The sequence below is a fragment of the Methanococcoides alaskense genome (assembly GCF_027594145.1).
Classification (GTDB): Archaea; Halobacteriota; Methanosarcinia; order Methanosarcinales; family Methanosarcinaceae; genus Methanococcoides; species Methanococcoides alaskense.
Genome location: NZ_JAQFFK010000003.1, coordinates 851,813 through 869,407, shown reverse-complemented (window position 1 = coordinate 869,407; position 17,595 = coordinate 851,813). Strand labels below are relative to the sequence as shown.

Annotated in this window: 20 protein-coding genes and 1 pseudogene; 1 reads left to right on the top strand and 20 read right to left on the bottom strand. The window is 41.7% G+C overall.

Features of this window, described 5'->3' with window-relative positions:
* The coding region (locus PBV53_RS08080; RefSeq protein ID WP_270096649.1) for a shikimate kinase at window positions 1–367 on the top strand (367 nt) is incomplete at its 5' end.
* A 21-nt stretch (window positions 368–388) separates the two neighbouring features.
* Here the strand turns inward: PBV53_RS08080 and PBV53_RS08075 are convergent.
* The 20 genes and pseudogenes from PBV53_RS08075 to PBV53_RS07980 form a co-directional block, all read right to left on the bottom strand.
* Window positions 389–1,750, bottom strand: a complete 1,362-nt coding sequence (locus tag PBV53_RS08075; RefSeq protein WP_270096648.1) for a PFL family protein — start codon at window positions 1,748–1,750, stop codon at window positions 389–391.
* 14 nt (window positions 1,751–1,764) lie between these two features.
* Window positions 1,765–2,043 (bottom strand): ACT domain-containing protein, encoded by a 279-nt coding sequence (locus PBV53_RS08070; protein ID WP_270096647.1) that lies wholly within the window; start codon window positions 2,041–2,043, stop codon window positions 1,765–1,767.
* 200 nt (window positions 2,044–2,243) lie between these two features.
* A complete protein-coding gene (locus PBV53_RS08065; protein WP_270096646.1) occupies window positions 2,244–2,687 on the bottom strand; it encodes a hypothetical protein in 444 nt (147 codons plus the stop codon).
* Window positions 2,688–2,796: 109 nt separating this feature from the next.
* Window positions 2,797–3,741, bottom strand: a complete 945-nt coding sequence (locus PBV53_RS08060; protein ID WP_270096645.1) for a calcium/sodium antiporter — start codon at window positions 3,739–3,741, stop codon at window positions 2,797–2,799.
* Window positions 3,742–3,938: 197 nt separating this feature from the next.
* Window positions 3,939–4,391 carry a universal stress protein gene (locus PBV53_RS08055; RefSeq protein WP_270096644.1) on the bottom strand — a complete coding sequence of 151 codons (453 nt, stop codon included), beginning with the start codon at window positions 4,389–4,391 and terminating at the stop codon, window positions 3,939–3,941.
* 71 nt (window positions 4,392–4,462) lie between these two features.
* Window positions 4,463–4,987 carry a VIT1/CCC1 transporter family protein gene (locus tag PBV53_RS08050; RefSeq protein WP_270096643.1) on the bottom strand — a complete coding sequence of 175 codons (525 nt, stop codon included), beginning with the start codon at window positions 4,985–4,987 and terminating at the stop codon, window positions 4,463–4,465.
* 97 nt (window positions 4,988–5,084) lie between these two features.
* Window positions 5,085–5,489, bottom strand: coding sequence for a response regulator (locus tag PBV53_RS08045; RefSeq protein WP_270096642.1), 405 nt, complete (start codon window positions 5,487–5,489; stop codon window positions 5,085–5,087).
* 119 nt (window positions 5,490–5,608) lie between these two features.
* Complete coding sequence (locus PBV53_RS08040) at window positions 5,609–6,082, bottom strand: class II SORL domain-containing protein (protein ID WP_270096641.1); 474 nt, start codon at window positions 6,080–6,082, stop codon at window positions 5,609–5,611.
* An 86-nt stretch (window positions 6,083–6,168) separates the two neighbouring features.
* Entirely contained in the window at window positions 6,169–6,417 is a 249-nt protein-coding gene (locus tag PBV53_RS08035) for an AcrB/AcrD/AcrF family protein (protein ID WP_270096640.1), read from the bottom strand.
* Between the two features lie 13 nt (window positions 6,418–6,430).
* A complete protein-coding gene (locus PBV53_RS08030; protein ID WP_270096639.1) occupies window positions 6,431–6,700 on the bottom strand; it encodes a monomethylamine transporter in 270 nt (89 codons plus the stop codon).
* A 16-nt stretch (window positions 6,701–6,716) separates the two neighbouring features.
* Window positions 6,717–8,087, bottom strand: coding sequence for an APC family permease (locus PBV53_RS08025; protein WP_270096638.1), 1,371 nt, complete (start codon window positions 8,085–8,087; stop codon window positions 6,717–6,719).
* A gap of 254 nt (window positions 8,088–8,341) precedes the next feature.
* Window positions 8,342–9,718, bottom strand: a pseudogene (locus PBV53_RS08020) (monomethylamine:corrinoid methyltransferase).
* A 15-nt stretch (window positions 9,719–9,733) separates the two neighbouring features.
* Window positions 9,734–10,387: a methyltransferase cognate corrinoid protein gene (locus PBV53_RS08015; protein WP_270096637.1), complete on the bottom strand. Its 654-nt coding sequence runs from the start codon at window positions 10,385–10,387 to the stop codon at window positions 9,734–9,736.
* Window positions 10,388–10,765: 378 nt separating this feature from the next.
* A complete protein-coding gene (locus PBV53_RS08010) occupies window positions 10,766–11,170 on the bottom strand; it encodes a response regulator (RefSeq protein WP_270096636.1) in 405 nt (134 codons plus the stop codon).
* Between the two features lie 12 nt (window positions 11,171–11,182).
* Window positions 11,183–13,366 (bottom strand): histidine kinase dimerization/phosphoacceptor domain -containing protein, encoded by a 2,184-nt coding sequence (locus tag PBV53_RS08005; protein ID WP_270096635.1) that lies wholly within the window; start codon window positions 13,364–13,366, stop codon window positions 11,183–11,185.
* 39 nt (window positions 13,367–13,405) lie between these two features.
* A complete protein-coding gene (locus tag PBV53_RS08000; RefSeq protein ID WP_270096634.1) occupies window positions 13,406–14,179 on the bottom strand; it encodes a helix-turn-helix transcriptional regulator in 774 nt (257 codons plus the stop codon).
* A gap of 21 nt (window positions 14,180–14,200) precedes the next feature.
* Window positions 14,201–14,986, bottom strand: a complete 786-nt coding sequence (locus PBV53_RS07995) for a helix-turn-helix transcriptional regulator (RefSeq protein WP_270096633.1) — start codon at window positions 14,984–14,986, stop codon at window positions 14,201–14,203.
* A gap of 214 nt (window positions 14,987–15,200) precedes the next feature.
* On the bottom strand, window positions 15,201–15,434 hold the full coding sequence (locus PBV53_RS07990) for an AcrB/AcrD/AcrF family protein (RefSeq protein WP_270096632.1): 234 nt from the start codon (window positions 15,432–15,434) through the stop codon (window positions 15,201–15,203).
* Between the two features lie 13 nt (window positions 15,435–15,447).
* The gene (locus PBV53_RS07985; RefSeq protein ID WP_270096631.1) at window positions 15,448–15,711 is read right to left on the bottom strand and encodes a monomethylamine transporter; all 264 of its coding nucleotides are present in this window, start codon (window positions 15,709–15,711) and stop codon (window positions 15,448–15,450) included.
* Window positions 15,712–15,724: 13 nt separating this feature from the next.
* A complete protein-coding gene (locus tag PBV53_RS07980) occupies window positions 15,725–17,101 on the bottom strand; it encodes an APC family permease (RefSeq protein WP_270096630.1) in 1,377 nt (458 codons plus the stop codon).
* Between the last annotated feature and the right edge of the window lie 494 nt (window positions 17,102–17,595).

Genomic DNA, 17,595 nt, shown 5'->3' with positions numbered 1-17,595 from the left:
CGATGAGTTCATTGAACTTGAAGAACAGATCGTTATTGGACTTCATGCATTGGATAACTATGTTATTGCAACCGGCGGTAGTATAGTCTACTCGGAAAAATCGATAAAACATCTAAAAGAAATTTCTACGATAGTTTATCTGGATGTGTCTTTTAGTCAGATAGCCAGGCGTATCTCCCCTTCCAAAAGAGGACTTGTTGGCTTTAAGGACAAGGGGCTAAAAGATCTGTATCATGAGCGAAAAAAGTTATACGAACGTTATTTAGACGTTCGGATAAAAATAAAGAAAGGGGAGAAAAAAGGAGATATTATAGACCGCATCATCGTTTCATGTTCTCATGACGGTTCTACTTCTGGAAGTGTCTGAAATATATACAGGTTTCAAATTTCAATTTGTGAGTGCCTGAATAGGGGCAGGTATCCTTCCACCACGTGCTATAAACTCTTCCGAACTGAATTCAGAGACTTTCATAACCGGTGCTCTTCCAAGTAATCCTCCGAATTCTACACTGTCCCCTACCTTTTTGCCCGGGGCAGGTATAAGACGTACAGCCGTTGTTTTCTTGTTTATCATTCCAATGGCCATTTCATCGGCAATGATTGCTGAAATGGTTGCTGCAGACGTGTCTCCTGGAATTGCTATCATATCCAGTCCCACGGAACATACGCTGGTCATGGCTTCTAGCTTTTCAAGGCTCAATGCACCCAATTCGACCGCACGTATCATTCCTGCATCTTCGCTGACCGGGATGAAAGCACCACTTAAACCGCCCACATAGGATGAGGCCATTGAACCACCTTTTTTCACAGCATCGTTAAGCAGAGCAAGAGCTGCAGTTGTTCCGTGGGTTCCACAGGTCTCGAGTCCCATGGCCTCAAGGATGGCTGCAACACTATCGCCTATTTCCGGGGTGGGTGCAAGGGAAAGGTCGAGAACTCCAAAATCTACATTGAGCCGGCGGGAAACTTCTCTTCCTACCATCTCTCCCATCCTTGTTATCTTAAAAGCGGTTTTCTTGATAGCTTCTGAGATCTCACCAAGGTCCGGGTCTTTCAGTTCGCGTACAGTTGAATTTACGACACCAGGACCACTGACTCCTACATTAATTACACAATCCGGTTCTCCTATACCATGAAATGCACCTGCCATAAAGGGATTATCTTCCGGTGCGTTTGCAAAGATAACAAGCTTTGCACATCCGATGCCATCAGCATCTTTAGTTGCTTCCGCTGTCTTTTTGACTATATTGCCCATCATTGCCACTGCATCCATGTTTATCCCTGCCTTTGTAGTTGCGACATTGACGGATGAACATACTTTTTTAGTATTGGCAAGAGCTTGTGGGATCGAATTGATAAGCTTCAGATCACCAGGAGTCATCCCTTTATGTACAAGGGCACTGAAGCCTCCTATGAAATCTATACCTACATCATCAGCAGCTCTGTCAAGGGTCTTTGCTATGGAAACATAGTCCTCAGTGTCACAACTTTCGGCAACGATGGCAATAGGGGTAACGGCAATTCGTTTGTTGGTTATGGGGATGCCGTAAAGGTTCTGAACCTCCTCTGTGGTCCTCACAAGTTCCTTTGCATAACCGGTTATCTTGTTGTAGATATTTTTATTGAGGACATCGATGTCACTATGACAGCAATCACGAAGATTAATTCCCATGGTAACTGTCCTTATATCAAAGTTCTCAGCTTTGATCATGTGGATGGTCTCAAGTATCTCTTCTGGATGAATAAGCATCTTGATCACCTTTTTTAGATCCTGTGCATAAAGCGGAAGGCGTCTTCATGCTGTACACGCACTTCAACACCAAGCTCTTCCCCTATTCCAACCATTGCTTTTTGGAATGCTGCAAGGTCAAAGTTCTCGGAATCCACGCCTGCCAGCATGATCATTGTGAACAGGTCTTCCATTATGGTCTGGCTGATATCAACGATATTCACATTATAATCTGCCATAACTTTTGTAATGCTGGCAACAATGCCTATTTTGTCGATACCGATAACAGTGATTATGAAGCGGGTTGAGGTCATATTTTTATCCTTCTTTCAATGAATTGATAGTTCGTTAGAATGAATGGTCCCGTATAAGATGTGATTTATTATAGTTCTTTACCTTAATTAAAGGATATTTTAACAAGATATTGTGGACATGGCCATACCAGAAACACCAATAATTAGCAAAATAAAAAATATATAAGCAGTATTCATCTGCTTATGCTATCAACAATAAATTATTCTGTTGTTCCAAATTCCATTACTTCCCCGTTCTCGTCAGTAATGGACATTTTTCCATCAAGAATTGTTATTTTTGAATGAACATTTCCTGACTCATCGTAGTTTGTCCAGATAACCGATTCTCCATTCTCCGCCCACAAATATTCCATTTTTGCAATACCGTCTACTACAGGCTCTATCTCTACAATAGCTTTGCACATCTCGATACCGTTAACAGTTTCTGTACCCGTGATCGCCATGGTCATTGATTCACCTGTCTGTGGGTTCACAGCTTCCCAGGTAGTACCGACAGGGCACCATTGGTCTTCAGCACCTTCAGGTATATTAGTTGTCACTTCCAGATCATCATCAGTAAACGTTGTTGTTCCTGTGTCATCCCCGGCACACCCTGCGGTGATAAGGGCTGCTACCATAAAGATTAATATCCACATTTTTTTCATAGTAAAACCTCTAATATTATTTTGTCTGACATGATTTAAGCCTGACGGAATTTATGGCACATACTAAGCAATAGGGCTATTTCTCTGAATAAATCGATCTAAAAGGGATTCAGTTGTAGAGCAGGAAAAGACCTGCAATATAACCGAAATAAGCCAGCATGATAACTACACCTTCCCATCGGTCAAGTCGTTTTTTCGTGATCCCGAAAATAATAAGCAAGAGCATGATAACTATCATAAATGGAAAGTCATACATAATGGATTGGTCAAGGATCGGAATATCTCTTATCTGTGAGGAAAATCCAAGTATGAGTGCAATATCCATGGTGTTTGCACCGAGGATGTTCCCGATGGAAAGGTCCTGGTGCCCTTTAAGGGTTGCAGAAATTGCTGTTATAAGTTCAGGAAGGGATGTTCCAAGTGCTACAAGGGTTAGTCCTATTATCATTTCAGGAATGCCAAACCAGCGTGCTATCTCGGTGCCGGTGTCCACAAGTATGCGGCTTCCGATAACTACAAGTGTTGCTCCAAGTATAAAGTAGAAGATATCTGATTTTATTTCGCTTAAAGACAGTTTTTCCCTTTTATTCTCATTGCCATCGAATATGGCAGATTGCAGACGATAGTTATAGTAGAGAAAACCAACGAATATGGTCAGTAGGATAATGCCATCGAACGAACTTAATGTCCTGTCCAATGTCAGTGCCACAAGTGTGAGTCCTGCTATCAGCATGATAGCACTTTTATGAAGGAAAGAGCCCCCATCCAAAGGTATTGCCTTTACTGCTATTACCACTCCAAGTGCAAGTCCTATATTACAGATAGCAGAACCAACTGCATTCCCGATCGTCAGATCGGTATGACCAAGATATGCGGCCATTGCAGAAACGGTAAATTCGGGTGCTGTCGTAGCAAAACTGACTATGGTGGCTCCGATTATGATCTTTGGAAGGCCACTTTTGGTTGAGATGGCAACAGCGGCTTCGATGAACCAGTCCGCACCTTTGGTGATCAGGACAAGGCTTAACAGGAAAAGCAATAGGGTGGATAGCATAATGTTCAACTCTATAGCTTCCCATTAGATTTAACTTTTAGCCGAGAAGTCCCCCTTTCGTAAGATGTGGGATGAAATACGTACTATCTGCACACAACATTGTTTTACAAACCATTGATATATTGTTATAAATATTGTATATTGATGCATAGTTCAAAGAATGAAGCAGAAAGCCTCATGCGTAAGAGTGGGGTAGTTCACAATGCGTGTATCAGTCTTCGTCGGTGATGACGAGAACAGGTCCGATATTTGCTGCGATACCATCGGGTAATACTTCCAAGGGGTCCGGACCTCAAAGATTCGAAACCCATTATTGTCAGGTTCACATTATTTTCTTCGGCGATTCTGATAAGGTCCTTGGCAATGCCATCATTGTCAAGTATGATCTTTTCAACCTCTGCGCCTGTTTTTCTTGCATTTTCAAGGGCATAGTCCATGTTGGCTTCGATATTCTCCTTTACGATCACCATCATCTTTTCAGCCAGTTCTTTTGGAAAGATGCATTCCAGAGTTTTTTTCCTTTCCACATAGACAATGATCAACTTGCCTGATTCTTTATCTGCGATATGTAGTGCGTGATCGATTACCCTTTTTGAAAGTTGCTTTTCATCAATGGGAACAAGAATATTCTTATAAGCGATCTCTTCCATGTTCTTTCACCTTTGATATCATGTCTTTGATCATTTAAGCTATTGTCACTGATACGATTTCCATAATTCTATCATTGAAGACCTAATGAAGTCACAGCCAGAACGATCAGTATTCCCAGTCCTACCATTCTCACGGCATGTTTTATGAGACTTTGTTTAGCGATCTTACCTGAATATACTCCAAGTATTGCAAGAACAGATATGCTGAGTATGATCGCTATCTCAAGTGACAGCGTATCAAATAGTACGAAGGGCATTATTGGTATAAGGGAGCCAATTAAGCTTGATCCGCCGTGTGTAATGGAATCATTCCATATCTTTTTCTTTGTATCACGTTCTAGGGTTGTGGATTCAAGACTTCGTAGAAGGGGTTTCTCCAGTTCTGCAAGATTGCCGTACTCTACTGCACTTTCGGCAAGATATGAACCGATACCGTTAGTCAGTGCAAGGGCAACGGCACCACCAAGAGCAGCATTGATAATGATCGATGGATCATCCACAACATGTGATGTTCCTATGACAACACCAAGCACCGCCAATATTCCATCTATACTCCCTAATATGATGTATCTTCCCTGTTCGTAATCAAGTTTCATTTTCCATAACCTGTGGAGCACTTGAACCTTTTCGAGTTAAAAAATGTTATAATAATACAAACAATGTTATGCTATTACTAAAACCATTGTCCTTTGATCAATTTGCAATAGCAGCGTCTCTTGTCTGGGCAATATGCTTGTGCATAGCAGATTCAATTACATATTCTAATTCTTCATCCATAAAAGGTTTCTGTAAATAACCTACAGGGTGTGCAAAGGATGCCCTTGTAGTTGTTTCATTTGATGAATCCCCTGTTAAGAAAATGATTGGAACTGAGCATCTATCTTCTATTTCTAATGCTGTCTCGATACCATCAAGGTTTCCTTTGATATAAATATCCATTATAATAAGATCTGGATTATTTTCATTGACCATCAATAATGCTTGCTCCGATGATACTGCATGTCCTGCTACCTTGTATCCCATTTCAATAAGTTTCAGCTTGATCATCATGGCGACTATCATTTCATCTTCGACTATCAGGATGCTCTTTTCTTTCATACTACCACAGTTAAACTGACTGAAAATTGTAAATTCATTGCAAAAAAGAAAAATATCCAGAGTATCAACTCCGGGTTTAGTAGTTATGACGTACCCCCATACATCAACACTTTAAACGATCATTTATGCCAGGCACAGGCTTTTCCTTCGTCTTCATGACTTGACATGATCGTGACTTCTTTCTTTGATTCCCACAACCCATGAACGTTGCAGCTTGCCAGCGCATCTAACTTCATTACAACAGATTTGCTGCCACATTTTCCACAAACATTTACGCCACGAATGTTGCATACCTGATAGGCATGGATACCTACAATTTCTTCTGTTGGCTCAACAGTAAATGTTGCTTCAGCTTTCTCATCGGAAGGTGATAGTTCTACCCTGCCGATCTTCATATCCCCGAGCGAGAGTTCGATCCACTCTATATAGTGTTCGTCCTGCATAACGTGTGGTAATTCCCCCACTTTTACAGTAACTTCGAATGAACCTTCTGCGGTCATCACTTCATCAGCTTCGATAACAGGCACATGTTTCTGTTCTGTTTCGGTGATGTTTTCCGGGTCTTTAAGTCGGTTGATTACTTGTTCACTCATAAGATCACCCATTACTTCATTGTTATATACGATATTTGAAAATATATAAGTTGTCAGCAAAAATACTGACAACCTTTCTCACATGTTCAGAACCTGTAATTCTTGACTGAGTGGTAGAGTACCACAACGAAGAATGCAATAATTATTCCCAGCAATCCAAAATACTGTACTGGATCCCAGACGAATTGCATGGTTCCTGTTCCTTCCCAGCCCACAAGGACCGTTCCCTGAATGATCACCGGGACTACGATACAGATACCTGCCAGTATGAATATGAACAGGATATCGAATATCGTCATGAACATGCTTCTTTCTGTCTTCATTTCGCTTGGCATGTCTTTTCCTCCTTCAGTCGTAATACTTAAAGTCGTACATGTGTTCCTTGATGGACTTGTACACTCTGATACATCCGATCGTTTCTATCCCAAGCAAGAGTACTATGAATATAATGTAGAATGGGAGTATTGTAGTGATCTCAGGTACTTCTCCGGATCTCCATATTACGGAGACTATCCTATAGACGATGAACGTCTCAGAGAAATACAGCAATCCTAGGACCAGGAGAATTACTCCTGCATCCTGTTTCAGCTTGTTATTGTATAATGCTTCATCTGCCATGATATATTCCTCCTGTTCACCTCTTATGTGCAGGTTCAGGCCATCCAAGGTCTTCTCCCCAGTCGTGTTTTGCGTCTATGCTCCTGTATCTCCATGAGAAGTAGAAGTAGGCTACTATATAGAAGACAAGTCCGAAGATAAGGTTGTAGCTGTATCCCCAGTTAAGTGTAGACATGATCACGATCGCCAGGAATATTGTGAAGTATGCCAGATAAGGTTGCAGAGGTCCGACAAATGGACGTACTTTTTGTGTGTGTTCGGGGAACATCTTCCTGAAGCGTATCAGGGAGAATGGGATCATCACGTAACATACCAGTCCTGATGTGATGGAGAAAGTAATGACCTGGTCCAGAAAACCACTGTATGCAAAGGCAACAGCAATTGGCATTGTGAAAATGACTGCCCTGTATGGAGTGCTGTACTTTGTGTGTACTGCAGCGAACCAGTTGGTCAGGAAATGATCTCTTGACAGAGCAAACCAGGACCTTGATGAATCACAAACAGTACCGTTGGCACTTGCAAGACAGGTGAATAGAGTACCTATTGCAAGGAATGCAACCAGGAATTTAACACCGCTCTGATTTGCTGCTTCAAAGAGTGGGTATACTGAAACACCGAGTTCTGCAGTTGGAATGAGACCTGAACAGACGTAGAGTGTCATACCTGCTCCGAGGAGAAGGGTGATCATACCTGCCTGTTGTCCAAGAGGAATAGCTCTTGTTGGGTGTTTACATTCCTCTGCACACATTGCTGCTCCTTCGATACCAAGGTAGAACCATGGTCCAAACTGCAATGCGGCGAAAACTCCGATAAATCCGTTGGGTATAGCTCCTGAAATAAGGTATTCCGGATGCCATGTTCCGCCAATTCCACCAATATTCATAAAGAAGAATGCTATAATTGCTATCAATGCTGTGAATGTAAGAGCAAAGTTAAGATTAAGTGCTGCTACAACTCCACGATAGTTCATAAATGTCAAAGCCGCGATAACGAGCAAAGTTACCGGGAATGTTTGTATTTCCGGGAAGATCGATTGTGCAATGGATGCTACAACAATAGCGTCAGCAGCTTCCAAGGCAATATATTCCATATAAACAGCAAGACCTACAATAGCCGCCGCACCGGGTCCGACGAATAATCTTGCCCAATCGTACGGTCCACCGGCAAGTTTTGTGGATGAACCTAGTTCACTGGCACACAGTGAAACCATTACATACATGGTACCTGCAACCAGCAGTGCAAAAAGTGAACCTAGTATACCACCTTTTGCAACTGTGAAGTTCCAACCCATGTATTCGCCGACCAACACGATACCGACACCAAGTGCCCATACATGGTATGGACGCAGTGACTTTACCAGCTCGACTTCATTTGAATTTTCTGACATTTGTCCTCCTCCTGTAGCATTACTTGTTGGATACTTTGCTTGCGTCCAACAACATCCAGCCGATCAAGGCAAAACATATGAGGTAAATTACCCCGTTTATTAAAGTCCACGGATCCATTTTGAATGCCCCCTTAGCATTTTGTTTGACTTTTTATTTTGATGTTTATTTGTCTACTTAATAATAATGACAAATGGCGTTATAAAAAAAAACCAGCGATCTCTCGCTGGTAAAAACGTCATTGCTAATTTCAGGGTTAGAATGTAAGACCGAAGCCTTCGAGTTTCTTTATTGCGCCCTCATAGACCTTGACATACTCGTCTGTTGGTGTAACGGTTGCAACATCGTAGCATTCCTGGAATGTCTTACCTTCAGGAGCGTTTGCGTAGTTGCCCTCGTAGGATGCGATAAGTTTGTCGAGCACAGCGTTCACGGAATCGATGTCCATACCTGCTGTTGCGCGTGCGACTTCTCCCATCATCCTTGCTTCCATACCGGTTGTCTTGTCAGTGATGACACCCTTTGCTGCTGCGACACCTGAGAGGATCTCACGGCCGGATGATGTGTCAGTTACGGACTGTGCTGCTGCTTCGAGGAGGCACATCTCGGTACATGGACCTGCACATGGATAGTACTGGTTACCGGACATAAGGTCTGTGAACTCACTGATAGTTGCACATGCCCATCCTGCTATCTGGAGGGTTTCCCTGGTGTTGGTGGATCCCCATCTGATGTGGACAGGACCATCAAGGTGCCAGCTTGCACTGCTCATTATCATAGAGTTGAGGTGGGTTGCAATGTCTACGATGGTGGTTTCTTCAATGCCGCCAGCGTATCCGCCGAAGATAGGCATCTGTTCGTCCATGATGATGTCGCTGTTACCCTTGTAGTTTGCGATAACTGCAATTGCATCGAGATCGATCTTAAGCTCGTTGAGCTGTGATACTTCGTGACTGTCACTTGTTGTCTGGCCACCGACACACTCGGAAGCGATGTTACCCTGAGCGGACAGGGAAGTCTCAGGTCCCTAAACGGCCATACCTGGTCTGCCAGCCATTGCTGCTGCGTTCTTGATGAGCCTTGTCTCGGTCTTTGCTGCGAGGATCTCGTATGGGCTGCCTGGAATAGTTGGCCTGCCACGAACTGTGGTCATGACACCATTTACGATAGTATCTACTTCTTTCTCGAGTGCATAGCTCATGTGAACTGGCATGAACACATCTTCGGAAATTGGTGAACCGGTTGGACCGCCCTGTACTATAGGTTTCTTCTTGTCGCCTACTGTCCTCTTCCTCATCTGTACTGCATCTCTGCCGGTACCGAGCTGGAATTCTCGGTGTGGGTTGTTGATAGCGTCCCACATCTCGTCCTCTGTGTATTTGACGATCCTCTTTGTGTCGGTACAGAAGATACCACAGTCTAAGAGCATGTCGAAACCTGCCTTGAAGAGTCTCTCCATCTGGTCCTTGTCGGTTGGAACGGTCTCGGTACCAAAGTCAAGGTTGTATTTCTGCTTGAGTTCCATTGCCTTCATTGGAATGGTCATCAGATCCCAGTCATCCTGGGTACATTTCTCGCCTTTCTGTGCTCTGTCATAGAAGTCAAAGCAGGTAACTGATTTTGTAAATGTCATTTTGATCTCTCCTGCTCATGCCATAAGTTCAAGTGCTACTCTTGCTGCCTCTGCTGCATTTTCGGCTGTGCCGTCTGCGCCGCATTCATCGATCCATGCATCTGTGACTGGTGCGCCACCGAACATGATCTTAACAGAATCTCTGAGGTTCTCTTCTTCGAGTAACCTTACTACATCTTTCTGGCCAAGCATTGATGTTGTCATCAGTGCGGAACCGACAAGGAGCATTTTCTTACCCTTGTTCTTTGCAATTGCTTCGACTACATCCTCGTTTGGAATATCTGTTCCAAGGTCCATGATCTCAAAGCCATTTGCACCGAGCATTGTTGTAACAAGACGGTGACCGATATCGTGAATATCTCCTTCCTGTACGAAAGTTACTGCCATGCCTACACCCTCATCGTCGCCTTTCTCTTCTGCGAGAATTGGCTCAAGGATCTCCATTGCAGCCTTCATTGCCTTTGCAGACATCATGATCTGTGGAAGGTAGATTGTTGCTGCTTCGAAGTTGTCGCCTACGATCTTCATTCCTGGTGCAAGTGCTTCGTTGATAATGTCGAAAGCAGTAATTCCTGCATCAAGTGCTTCCTGTGTTATTACAGGGCAGCCGTTAATATCCTGGTTCACTATTGCATTTTTCAGCTTGTCGAAAATTTCTTGATTTCCCATTTCTATTTCACCTTTCTTGTATTACGCAATATTGTCTGTTCAATGCCAATTTAGGGTAGGCATCAGTGAATTAACATCAGTTCCAAAAACATATAACCTAGCCGATATCGTTTTTGTAAACTATATTAAAATATGCCCATGCCGTTTGAACTTGTAATAACTAAACAAATTGATATGGGCATATATGTTCGAACAACACTGCAAAATTTATTATTTAGCTACAATTGGTAGGATGGATAAAAAACGACAATGCCTTTAAAATCGACAATGGCATTGAAACGTTGAGTCTAAAAGATGGAGGATACCAGTAAGGCTACTAATGTACCTTAAATGAAGCGAATTAAAATGAGGAGAAATGATAAAATAGTTCTCTTTTTATCATTTTTCAGCTTTATCATTTTCCATTTCACGCCTGTGTTTATGGATGGCGATCTCAATATTGCTACTTAAGTCTCTTTCTGTAAACGGTTTTATTATGTATCCATAAGGTTCGGTAAGTTTAGCTCTTTCTAGGGTATTTTCATCGGAGTGTGCTGTAAGATATATCACGGGGATCGAAAACCTCTTACGTATCTCCTCAGCAGCTTCGATACCATCCATATCTCCTTTCAGCATAATATCCATAAGCACAAGGTCCGGAAATGTTCCTTCTACTTTATTGATGGCATCTGTTCCGGTAGCTGCGACCCCTGAGACGACATAACCAAGGTCCATCAATCTCTTTTTTATCACCATTGCTACGATCGCTTCATCTTCAACTACTAATATCCTGGTATTTTTCATAGTGACACCTTGTTATTTACCATCACGGAAAGTTATTGTAAATGTAGTCCTGTCGGTCGTATCAAGTTCCACTTCTCCTTCTATCTGGGAAACGAGATTCGTCACAAGCTGCAATCCAAGGGATTCAGTATTCTTAAAATCGATATCCTTCGGGAAATTCTTGCCTGTATTGCTAATGGTAAGTTCAAATATCTCTTCCCTTTTGAAGAAATCGATATATATCTCGCCTTTTACACCGTTTTCAAAAGCATGCTGGAGTGCGTTGGATGTAAGTTCGTTTATGATGATTCCAAGAGGTACAGCAGTATCCATTCCAAGGAACATATCATCGACATTGAGAATAAGTTCTACATCTTCTTCCTCTACTCTATAGGAGTGAAAAAGATGGTCTGTAAGGTCCTTGATGTAGTCACCAAGATCAAGGCTGACAAGGTCCTTTGACTGGTAGAGCTTCTCATGTATAAGTGCTATCGAACGTACGCGGTTCTCGCTGTCCCTGAATGCATCAATTACTTCCTGGTAACGGAAGTTAAGTGATTCCAGATACAGCATTCCAGAAACGACCTGAAGATTGTTCTTGATACGATGATGTATCTCTTTCGTTCTTATCTCATCCATTTCCTTCAGTGCTTTCTCTGCTTTGACACGCTCGGTAATATCAAGTATCGTTCCCTGGAAGTATGCGATCTTCCCTTCATCATCGCGTTGTATGAACGTATCTTCATGCACCCAACGTATTTCTCCACTTTTGGTGACTATTCGATAGTCTTTGTGGAAATGATCGTGACCTTCATCTGCACATTTATTCAGTTCGGACCAGACACTATCCAGGTCATCTTTGTGAATTATGTCGCCATACAAAAGATTTCCTGATAAGAACTCTTCCAATGAATAACCGAATTGAGCAACATTATCTGAAACGAATTCAACAGGGTATTCATGCTCGAACTTCCACCAGAATACCACAACTTTACTGCTGTTCACGGCTGATTCCATTTTTCGTATCAATTCATATGAATTTTGTAATTCTTTGGAATGGCCAGTTAAAGCATCCATTATTTCGTTCATACCTTTGGGTATGAGCTTAAAGTCGATCTCTACATCAGTATTAGCCCTGGCATCGAGGTCCCCTTTTATCGCAGCTCCTGATATCTTCTTAAAATCAATAACAATCTCGGTGATCCTGTTTGTAAATGAAACTGCTATTAAGTATGCCATGGCGCCCATGAATATGATGGAGAATGTATAGATCGTGATCAGAGTGGAGCGCAATGATTCCACTCCGGCTAACATCTCTTCGGTAGGAACAACTAGTACAATAGCGAATTTACCTGTCTCTATGGGTTCGTAGAACATTACCACTTCTTTTCCGGTCACCGGATCGATGGTATCGATGTGTCCTCCAATACCATTATTGATGTCTTTGTTAGCTTTTTCTATCATCGGGATATCAAAATCTGCCATTGATCTTAGGCCGATCCAGTCCTTTCTCGTTGGATGGGATAGTAACACTCCGGTATTGCTTACCATGAACAGATAACCGGTATCAAATGCTTTTACGCTACTTACGGTCTCATCGACATAGTTTAGCTCTACATCGACCCCGCTGATGCCTATGAACTCTCCATCTCTGACAATGGGTGCATCATAACTTACGATAAGAGCGCCCTGGTAGAGGTAGGGTTCTGTGATGATATCCTGTTCCTGTTCTTTTGTAAGCTGATAATAATCGAGGGTATCATAATCTACAAGTGGCTCTACGAACATCTCGCCGCCGATCTTGTTCCAGTAAGGAATGAAACGGCCGGTTTCGTCGTGAGTTGCATCAGCATTGACAAACTCAGAATCCCGGCCGTCAAAAGCGTTTGGTTCGAAAGCAACATATACGGCAAGAAGTTCTGGATTCTCCAGTAATAGTTCTTCCAGCATGGCATTTATTTCACCACGGTCAGCATTATCATATTTGGCCAGAAGTGCTGCAAGGGTATGTGCAACTGCCATATCCGCTTTCATATCAGCATTATAGCCATTTGCGAAACTTTTTGCGTTTTGAATGGAGTCGTGATATGCGAGTTGTTCTTCCTGTTCTGTGACTGTGGTGATGACAATAGAGGTAGAAGCGGATAATATCAGAAAGACCCCTGTTACAATATATAGTACAAGTTTTACTTTTAATGACACATCTTTCCATCTCATTATCGTTTCACTTCCGTTGTGATATTCACATAAATTTATTCAATAGGGTGTGGATAGGGCCTTATAGTGTTCGAACAACATTACCCCCCATTCTAATGCACTGGTCTCAAAGCTCATGATGTCGTGATGATCATATCTGCCTTGAATATTGAAAAGGCTCATGTAGATAAAATTATCAGTGACACTGAATGAAGGTGGTTTTATTGTATCTTCACAAACAAGAATTATGGTGTTCTTTGAACTAAGGAACGCTTCCATCTCCTTTTCGGAATCGTTCAGCATTCTTTCAAGTACGGATTCTGTAAGTATGATCTCTATATTGACTCCGGCAGTGTCCAGTTTATTGAAAAGGTCAAGGTTATTCGGATGGTAAAGAGAGAGCACGGATGATACTTTGTTTGATTTTTGCATGTTATTCAGGAAGTCATCCTGAAGTTCATACATGTGATCCAGGTCAGGTACTATTAATTGAATATTTCCAAGGCTTCCAATATTGTCAAGAAGCTCATCTGGAATTGTGGTCAGGTCTCTTTCATCCCAGTATTCACAGGCTACATCAAAGACTTTAAGCATACTTGAGAGGGGTTTCATGTTCTCTACGACCAGTCTTCCTATACTGGTCAATTCATATGATCCGTTCTCATTCTTATCTATAAATCTGATTTCCCTCAGTTTTTTTATTTGTGGAAGTATAGATGAAGAGGTGACTTCAAGGGTAGAATCTATAGTTTTGATATCAGCAGGATCATCAAGTAGCATAAGGAGAAGATTTTCTCTTTTTTCGGAGAGAAAAATAGTTTCAATAAGTTCCATGGGCATCTTGAATATTCTCCTTTATATCTCTGTTATCTCTGTTGATCGGTCACAATAATACTGGAAAAGCTCTTTTCCCCATTTCAAAGCGGTTTCATCGAAGCTCATTATATCTCTGTGATCATAGCGTCCCTGTTCATTGAAAAAGCTGACATACATGAACCAGTCAGAGACATCGATAGCTGGTGGTCTTCCTTCACCTTCATATAGATACAATCTTGTGCTTTCTGACGAAAGTAGGAACTCCAGTTCTGAAGCACAATTCTTCTCCATTCTTTTAAATACTGATCTTGAAAGTAAAAGTGTGAGGCTGTCTGCTTTTTCTGCAAGTTGGGAATAGAACTTTGGATATTCAGGGCGGAAAAATGAGATGATGGACATTATTTCTTTTGATCTCAATAGGTTCTCGGTGAATTCTTTTGGTATCTCAAAAGTATAGTTCAGATCAGGTTCAAGAAGGAGATAATTGCCAAGGTTGTGAAGTCCCCTAAAAAGATGTGGGGGAAGTATGTTAATATCATGCTGTTCCCAGTAACTCCTGTTCTCGTTTATCATTCGCAGTGTGTTGATCAAAGGGAGCATGTTTCTGACTATGAGTCTGCCAGTATTGGAAAGTCTATAAGTTTCATCTTCTTCAACGATGAGACCTTTTTCTTTCAGCTTTTTTATTTGTGGCATCATTCCACGAGATGTCACATTAAGTGAGACCTTGATCTGTTCTATGTCTCTTGGCCCTTCCATAAGTAACAAAAGCAGGTTTGTCCTTTTCTCAGAAAGCCATATATTATCTGTCAATGAAGAATTCATTATACCCCTTTACCCCAAAATACTGCAGATGATACATTTCATCTTTTATTTGTAACGGTATAATGATTGTTTGTTAGATATGAAGGTTTCTATTTTTTATTGATAATGTAACTGAAGTTCAGTTAAAACATCTTATAATAATTAAGTTCAAATGGCAGTAAAAAGATAAAAAGGAGAAGTTGTGGTAATTAAACCACAACCAATTGGAGTCAATTTAATATATATAGTTCTTAAGAGAGTGGCGCAGGATCACAGCAAAGAATACAAGGATCACTGCCAGCAATCCAAAATATTGTACTGGATTCCATTCGAACACCATGGGCCCGGTATCAGCTCCTCCTCCAAGTATAATTACAGGAGCTATTACACAAATACCTGCAACAACGAAGATGAACAGGATATCTGCGATCTGCATGACCATACTACTTTTTTCTTCAGATTTTGCCATATTTCCATCCCCTTCATTCGTAATACTTAAAGTCGTACATGTGTTCCTTTATGGATTTGTACACAGTGATGCAACCTATTGTCTCGATCCCGAGCAGGAGCATCAGGAACAAGAGGTAGACCGGAAAGATGATACGGACTTCAGGCACTGCATCCCACAGAGTTGACATTATTCTGTAAAAGACAAATGTTTCTGAGAAGAACAATAGTCCTAACACAAGAACAATAATGCCTGCGTCCTTTTTGAGGTCGTTGTGATATTTTGTCTTATTTACCATTTTACTTCCTCCATTATCTCCTGTGTGAGGGCTCAGGCCATCCGAGGTCTTCTCCCCAATCGTGATTTATCTCAATGCTCTTGTATCTCCACGAGAAGTAGAAGTATGCTATCACGTAGAACAATAGTCCGAATATAAGGTTGAAACCGTATCCCCAGTTAAGGGTAGACATGATCACAATGGCAAGGAAGATCGTAATGTATGCAAGTGTTGGCTGCAGAGGGCCCACAAACGGGCGGACCTTCTGGCTGTGCTCCGGGAATAACTTCCTGAAGCGGATCAGGGAAAATGGTATCATTACATAGCAGATCAAACCTGATATGATTGAAAAGGTGATGACCTGATCGAGGAAACCACTAAATGCAAATGCGATCGCGATAGGCATTGTGAAAATGACTGCCCTGTATGGGGTGCTGTAACGTGGATGCACGTCAGCGAACCAGTTTGTCAGAAATTTATCCCTTGAAAGGGCAAACCATGACCGTGATGCGTCGCAAACTGTACCGTTTGCGCTTGCAAGACAGGTGAAAAGTGTACCGATCCCGAGAGCTGCAATAAGGAATGTTGAACCTGTTGATGTTGCTGCTTCAAAGAGTGGGTATACTGAAGTACCGAGTTCTGCGGCTGGTATCAGACCTGAACATATGTAGAGGGTCATACCTGAACCGAGAAGAAGGGTTATCATACCTGCTTGCTGTCCAAGAGGAACTGCTCTTGTTGGATGTTTACATTCTTCTGCACACATTGCTGCTCCTTCGATACCAAGGTAGAACCAGGGTCCAAATTGCAGAGCCGCAAAAATACCGATAAAACCGTTAGGCATAGCTCCTGATATGAGATATTCTGGATGCCATGTGCCGGCAAATCCGGTAATGTTGGCGAAGAAGAAAACAATAATAGCTATCAGTGCAGTGAACGTGAGTGCAAAGTTAAGATTAAGGGCAGCCACGACTCCACGATAGTTCATAAATGTTAAGAATGCGATAATTAACAATGTAACCGGGAATGTTTGTATCTCCGGGAAGATCGAGCTTGTGATGGATGCAACGACAATAGCGTCAGCAGATTCCAGGGCAATGAATTCCATGTATACTGCAAGACCCACAAGTGCAGCTGCACCAGGTCCTACGAATAATCTTGCCCAATCATAAGGTCCGCCTGCAAGTTTAGTTGATGATCCTAGTTCACTAGCACATAAAGAAACCATTACAAACATGGTTCCTGCAACCAGCAGTGCAAAGAGTGAACCAAGTATTCCACCTTTTGCAACTGTGAAGTTCCATCCCATGTATTCGCCTACCAGAACAATACCAACTCCAAGCGCCCATACGTGATAGGGTCGGAGTGTCTTTACGACACCGGCATGTTCCGAATTTGTATTTCCAGACATTTAACTCTCCTTAAAAACCACAATTATTTTGAGACTTTACTGGCATCTAACAACATCCAACCTATCAAAACAAAACAGGTCAAATAGATGATTCCATTTATTATAGTCCATGTATCCATGTTCGTGCACCTTTTCCATAAGAGGTAAGTTACCACTTTACCTTTCAAAGGACAACTTTTAGGTATGAGTTGCCTCTTTTCAAGGGATTTTGTGCCACATATTACATTGTATTATTTATATTTTTTGGTTGGCATTGTAAGGGAAATGTCCTTCTGGTACGCTATAATATAAAATTTTCTATTAGAAAGTTGCTATTAAAATATTTTTAAAGAATATCTGCAATTTTATTTTAAAAAAATAAGGCAGGGAAGGTTCACTTAAATTTATTACATTTATAATTTATGATATGCTATTTTGAAATACTTACCCTTTAGTATCTACTCGATATACGGGACATTATTGAATGTATTAAAGAAGATATTCCTGTGTATAAG

Excerpts from the sequence above, each read along its gene's own strand:
- PBV53_RS08075 (WP_270096648.1), bottom strand. The coding sequence starts at position 1,750 with ATGCTTATTCATCCAGAAGAGATACTTGAGACCATCCACATGATCAAA.
- PBV53_RS08050 (WP_270096643.1), bottom strand. The coding sequence starts at position 4,987 with ATGAAACTTGATTACGAACAGGGAAGATACATCATATTAGGGAGTATA.
- PBV53_RS07995 (WP_270096633.1), bottom strand. The coding sequence starts at position 14,986 with ATGAATTCTTCATTGACAGATAATATATGGCTTTCTGAGAAAAGGACA.
- PBV53_RS07985 (WP_270096631.1), bottom strand. The coding sequence starts at position 15,711 with ATGGTAAATAAGACAAAATATCACAACGACCTCAAAAAGGACGCAGGC.
- PBV53_RS08065 (WP_270096646.1), bottom strand. The coding sequence starts at position 2,687 with ATGAAAAAAATGTGGATATTAATCTTTATGGTAGCAGCCCTTATCACC.
- PBV53_RS08000 (WP_270096634.1), bottom strand. The coding sequence starts at position 14,179 with ATGGAACTTATTGAAACTATTTTTCTCTCCGAAAAAAGAGAAAATCTT.
- PBV53_RS08005 (WP_270096635.1), bottom strand. The coding sequence starts at position 13,366 with ATGAGATGGAAAGATGTGTCATTAAAAGTAAAACTTGTACTATATATT.
- PBV53_RS08060 (WP_270096645.1), bottom strand. The coding sequence starts at position 3,741 with ATGCTATCCACCCTATTGCTTTTCCTGTTAAGCCTTGTCCTGATCACC.
- PBV53_RS08070 (WP_270096647.1), bottom strand. The coding sequence starts at position 2,043 with ATGACCTCAACCCGCTTCATAATCACTGTTATCGGTATCGACAAAATA.
- PBV53_RS07980 (WP_270096630.1), bottom strand. The coding sequence starts at position 17,101 with ATGTCTGGAAATACAAATTCGGAACATGCCGGTGTCGTAAAGACACTC.
- PBV53_RS08045 (WP_270096642.1), bottom strand. The coding sequence starts at position 5,489 with ATGAAAGAAAAGAGCATCCTGATAGTCGAAGATGAAATGATAGTCGCC.
- PBV53_RS08035 (WP_270096640.1), bottom strand. The coding sequence starts at position 6,417 with ATGCCAAGCGAAATGAAGACAGAAAGAAGCATGTTCATGACGATATTC.
- PBV53_RS08010 (WP_270096636.1), bottom strand. The coding sequence starts at position 11,170 with ATGAAAAATACCAGGATATTAGTAGTTGAAGATGAAGCGATCGTAGCA.
- PBV53_RS08040 (WP_270096641.1), bottom strand. The coding sequence starts at position 6,082 with ATGAGTGAACAAGTAATCAACCGACTTAAAGACCCGGAAAACATCACC.
- PBV53_RS08030 (WP_270096639.1), bottom strand. The coding sequence starts at position 6,700 with ATGGCAGATGAAGCATTATACAATAACAAGCTGAAACAGGATGCAGGA.
- PBV53_RS08055 (WP_270096644.1), bottom strand. The coding sequence starts at position 4,391 with ATGGAAGAGATCGCTTATAAGAATATTCTTGTTCCCATTGATGAAAAG.
- PBV53_RS07990 (WP_270096632.1), bottom strand. The coding sequence starts at position 15,434 with ATGGCAAAATCTGAAGAAAAAAGTAGTATGGTCATGCAGATCGCAGAT.
- PBV53_RS08015 (WP_270096637.1), bottom strand. The coding sequence starts at position 10,387 with ATGGGAAATCAAGAAATTTTCGACAAGCTGAAAAATGCAATAGTGAAC.
- PBV53_RS08025 (WP_270096638.1), bottom strand. The coding sequence starts at position 8,087 with ATGTCAGAAAATTCAAATGAAGTCGAGCTGGTAAAGTCACTGCGTCCA.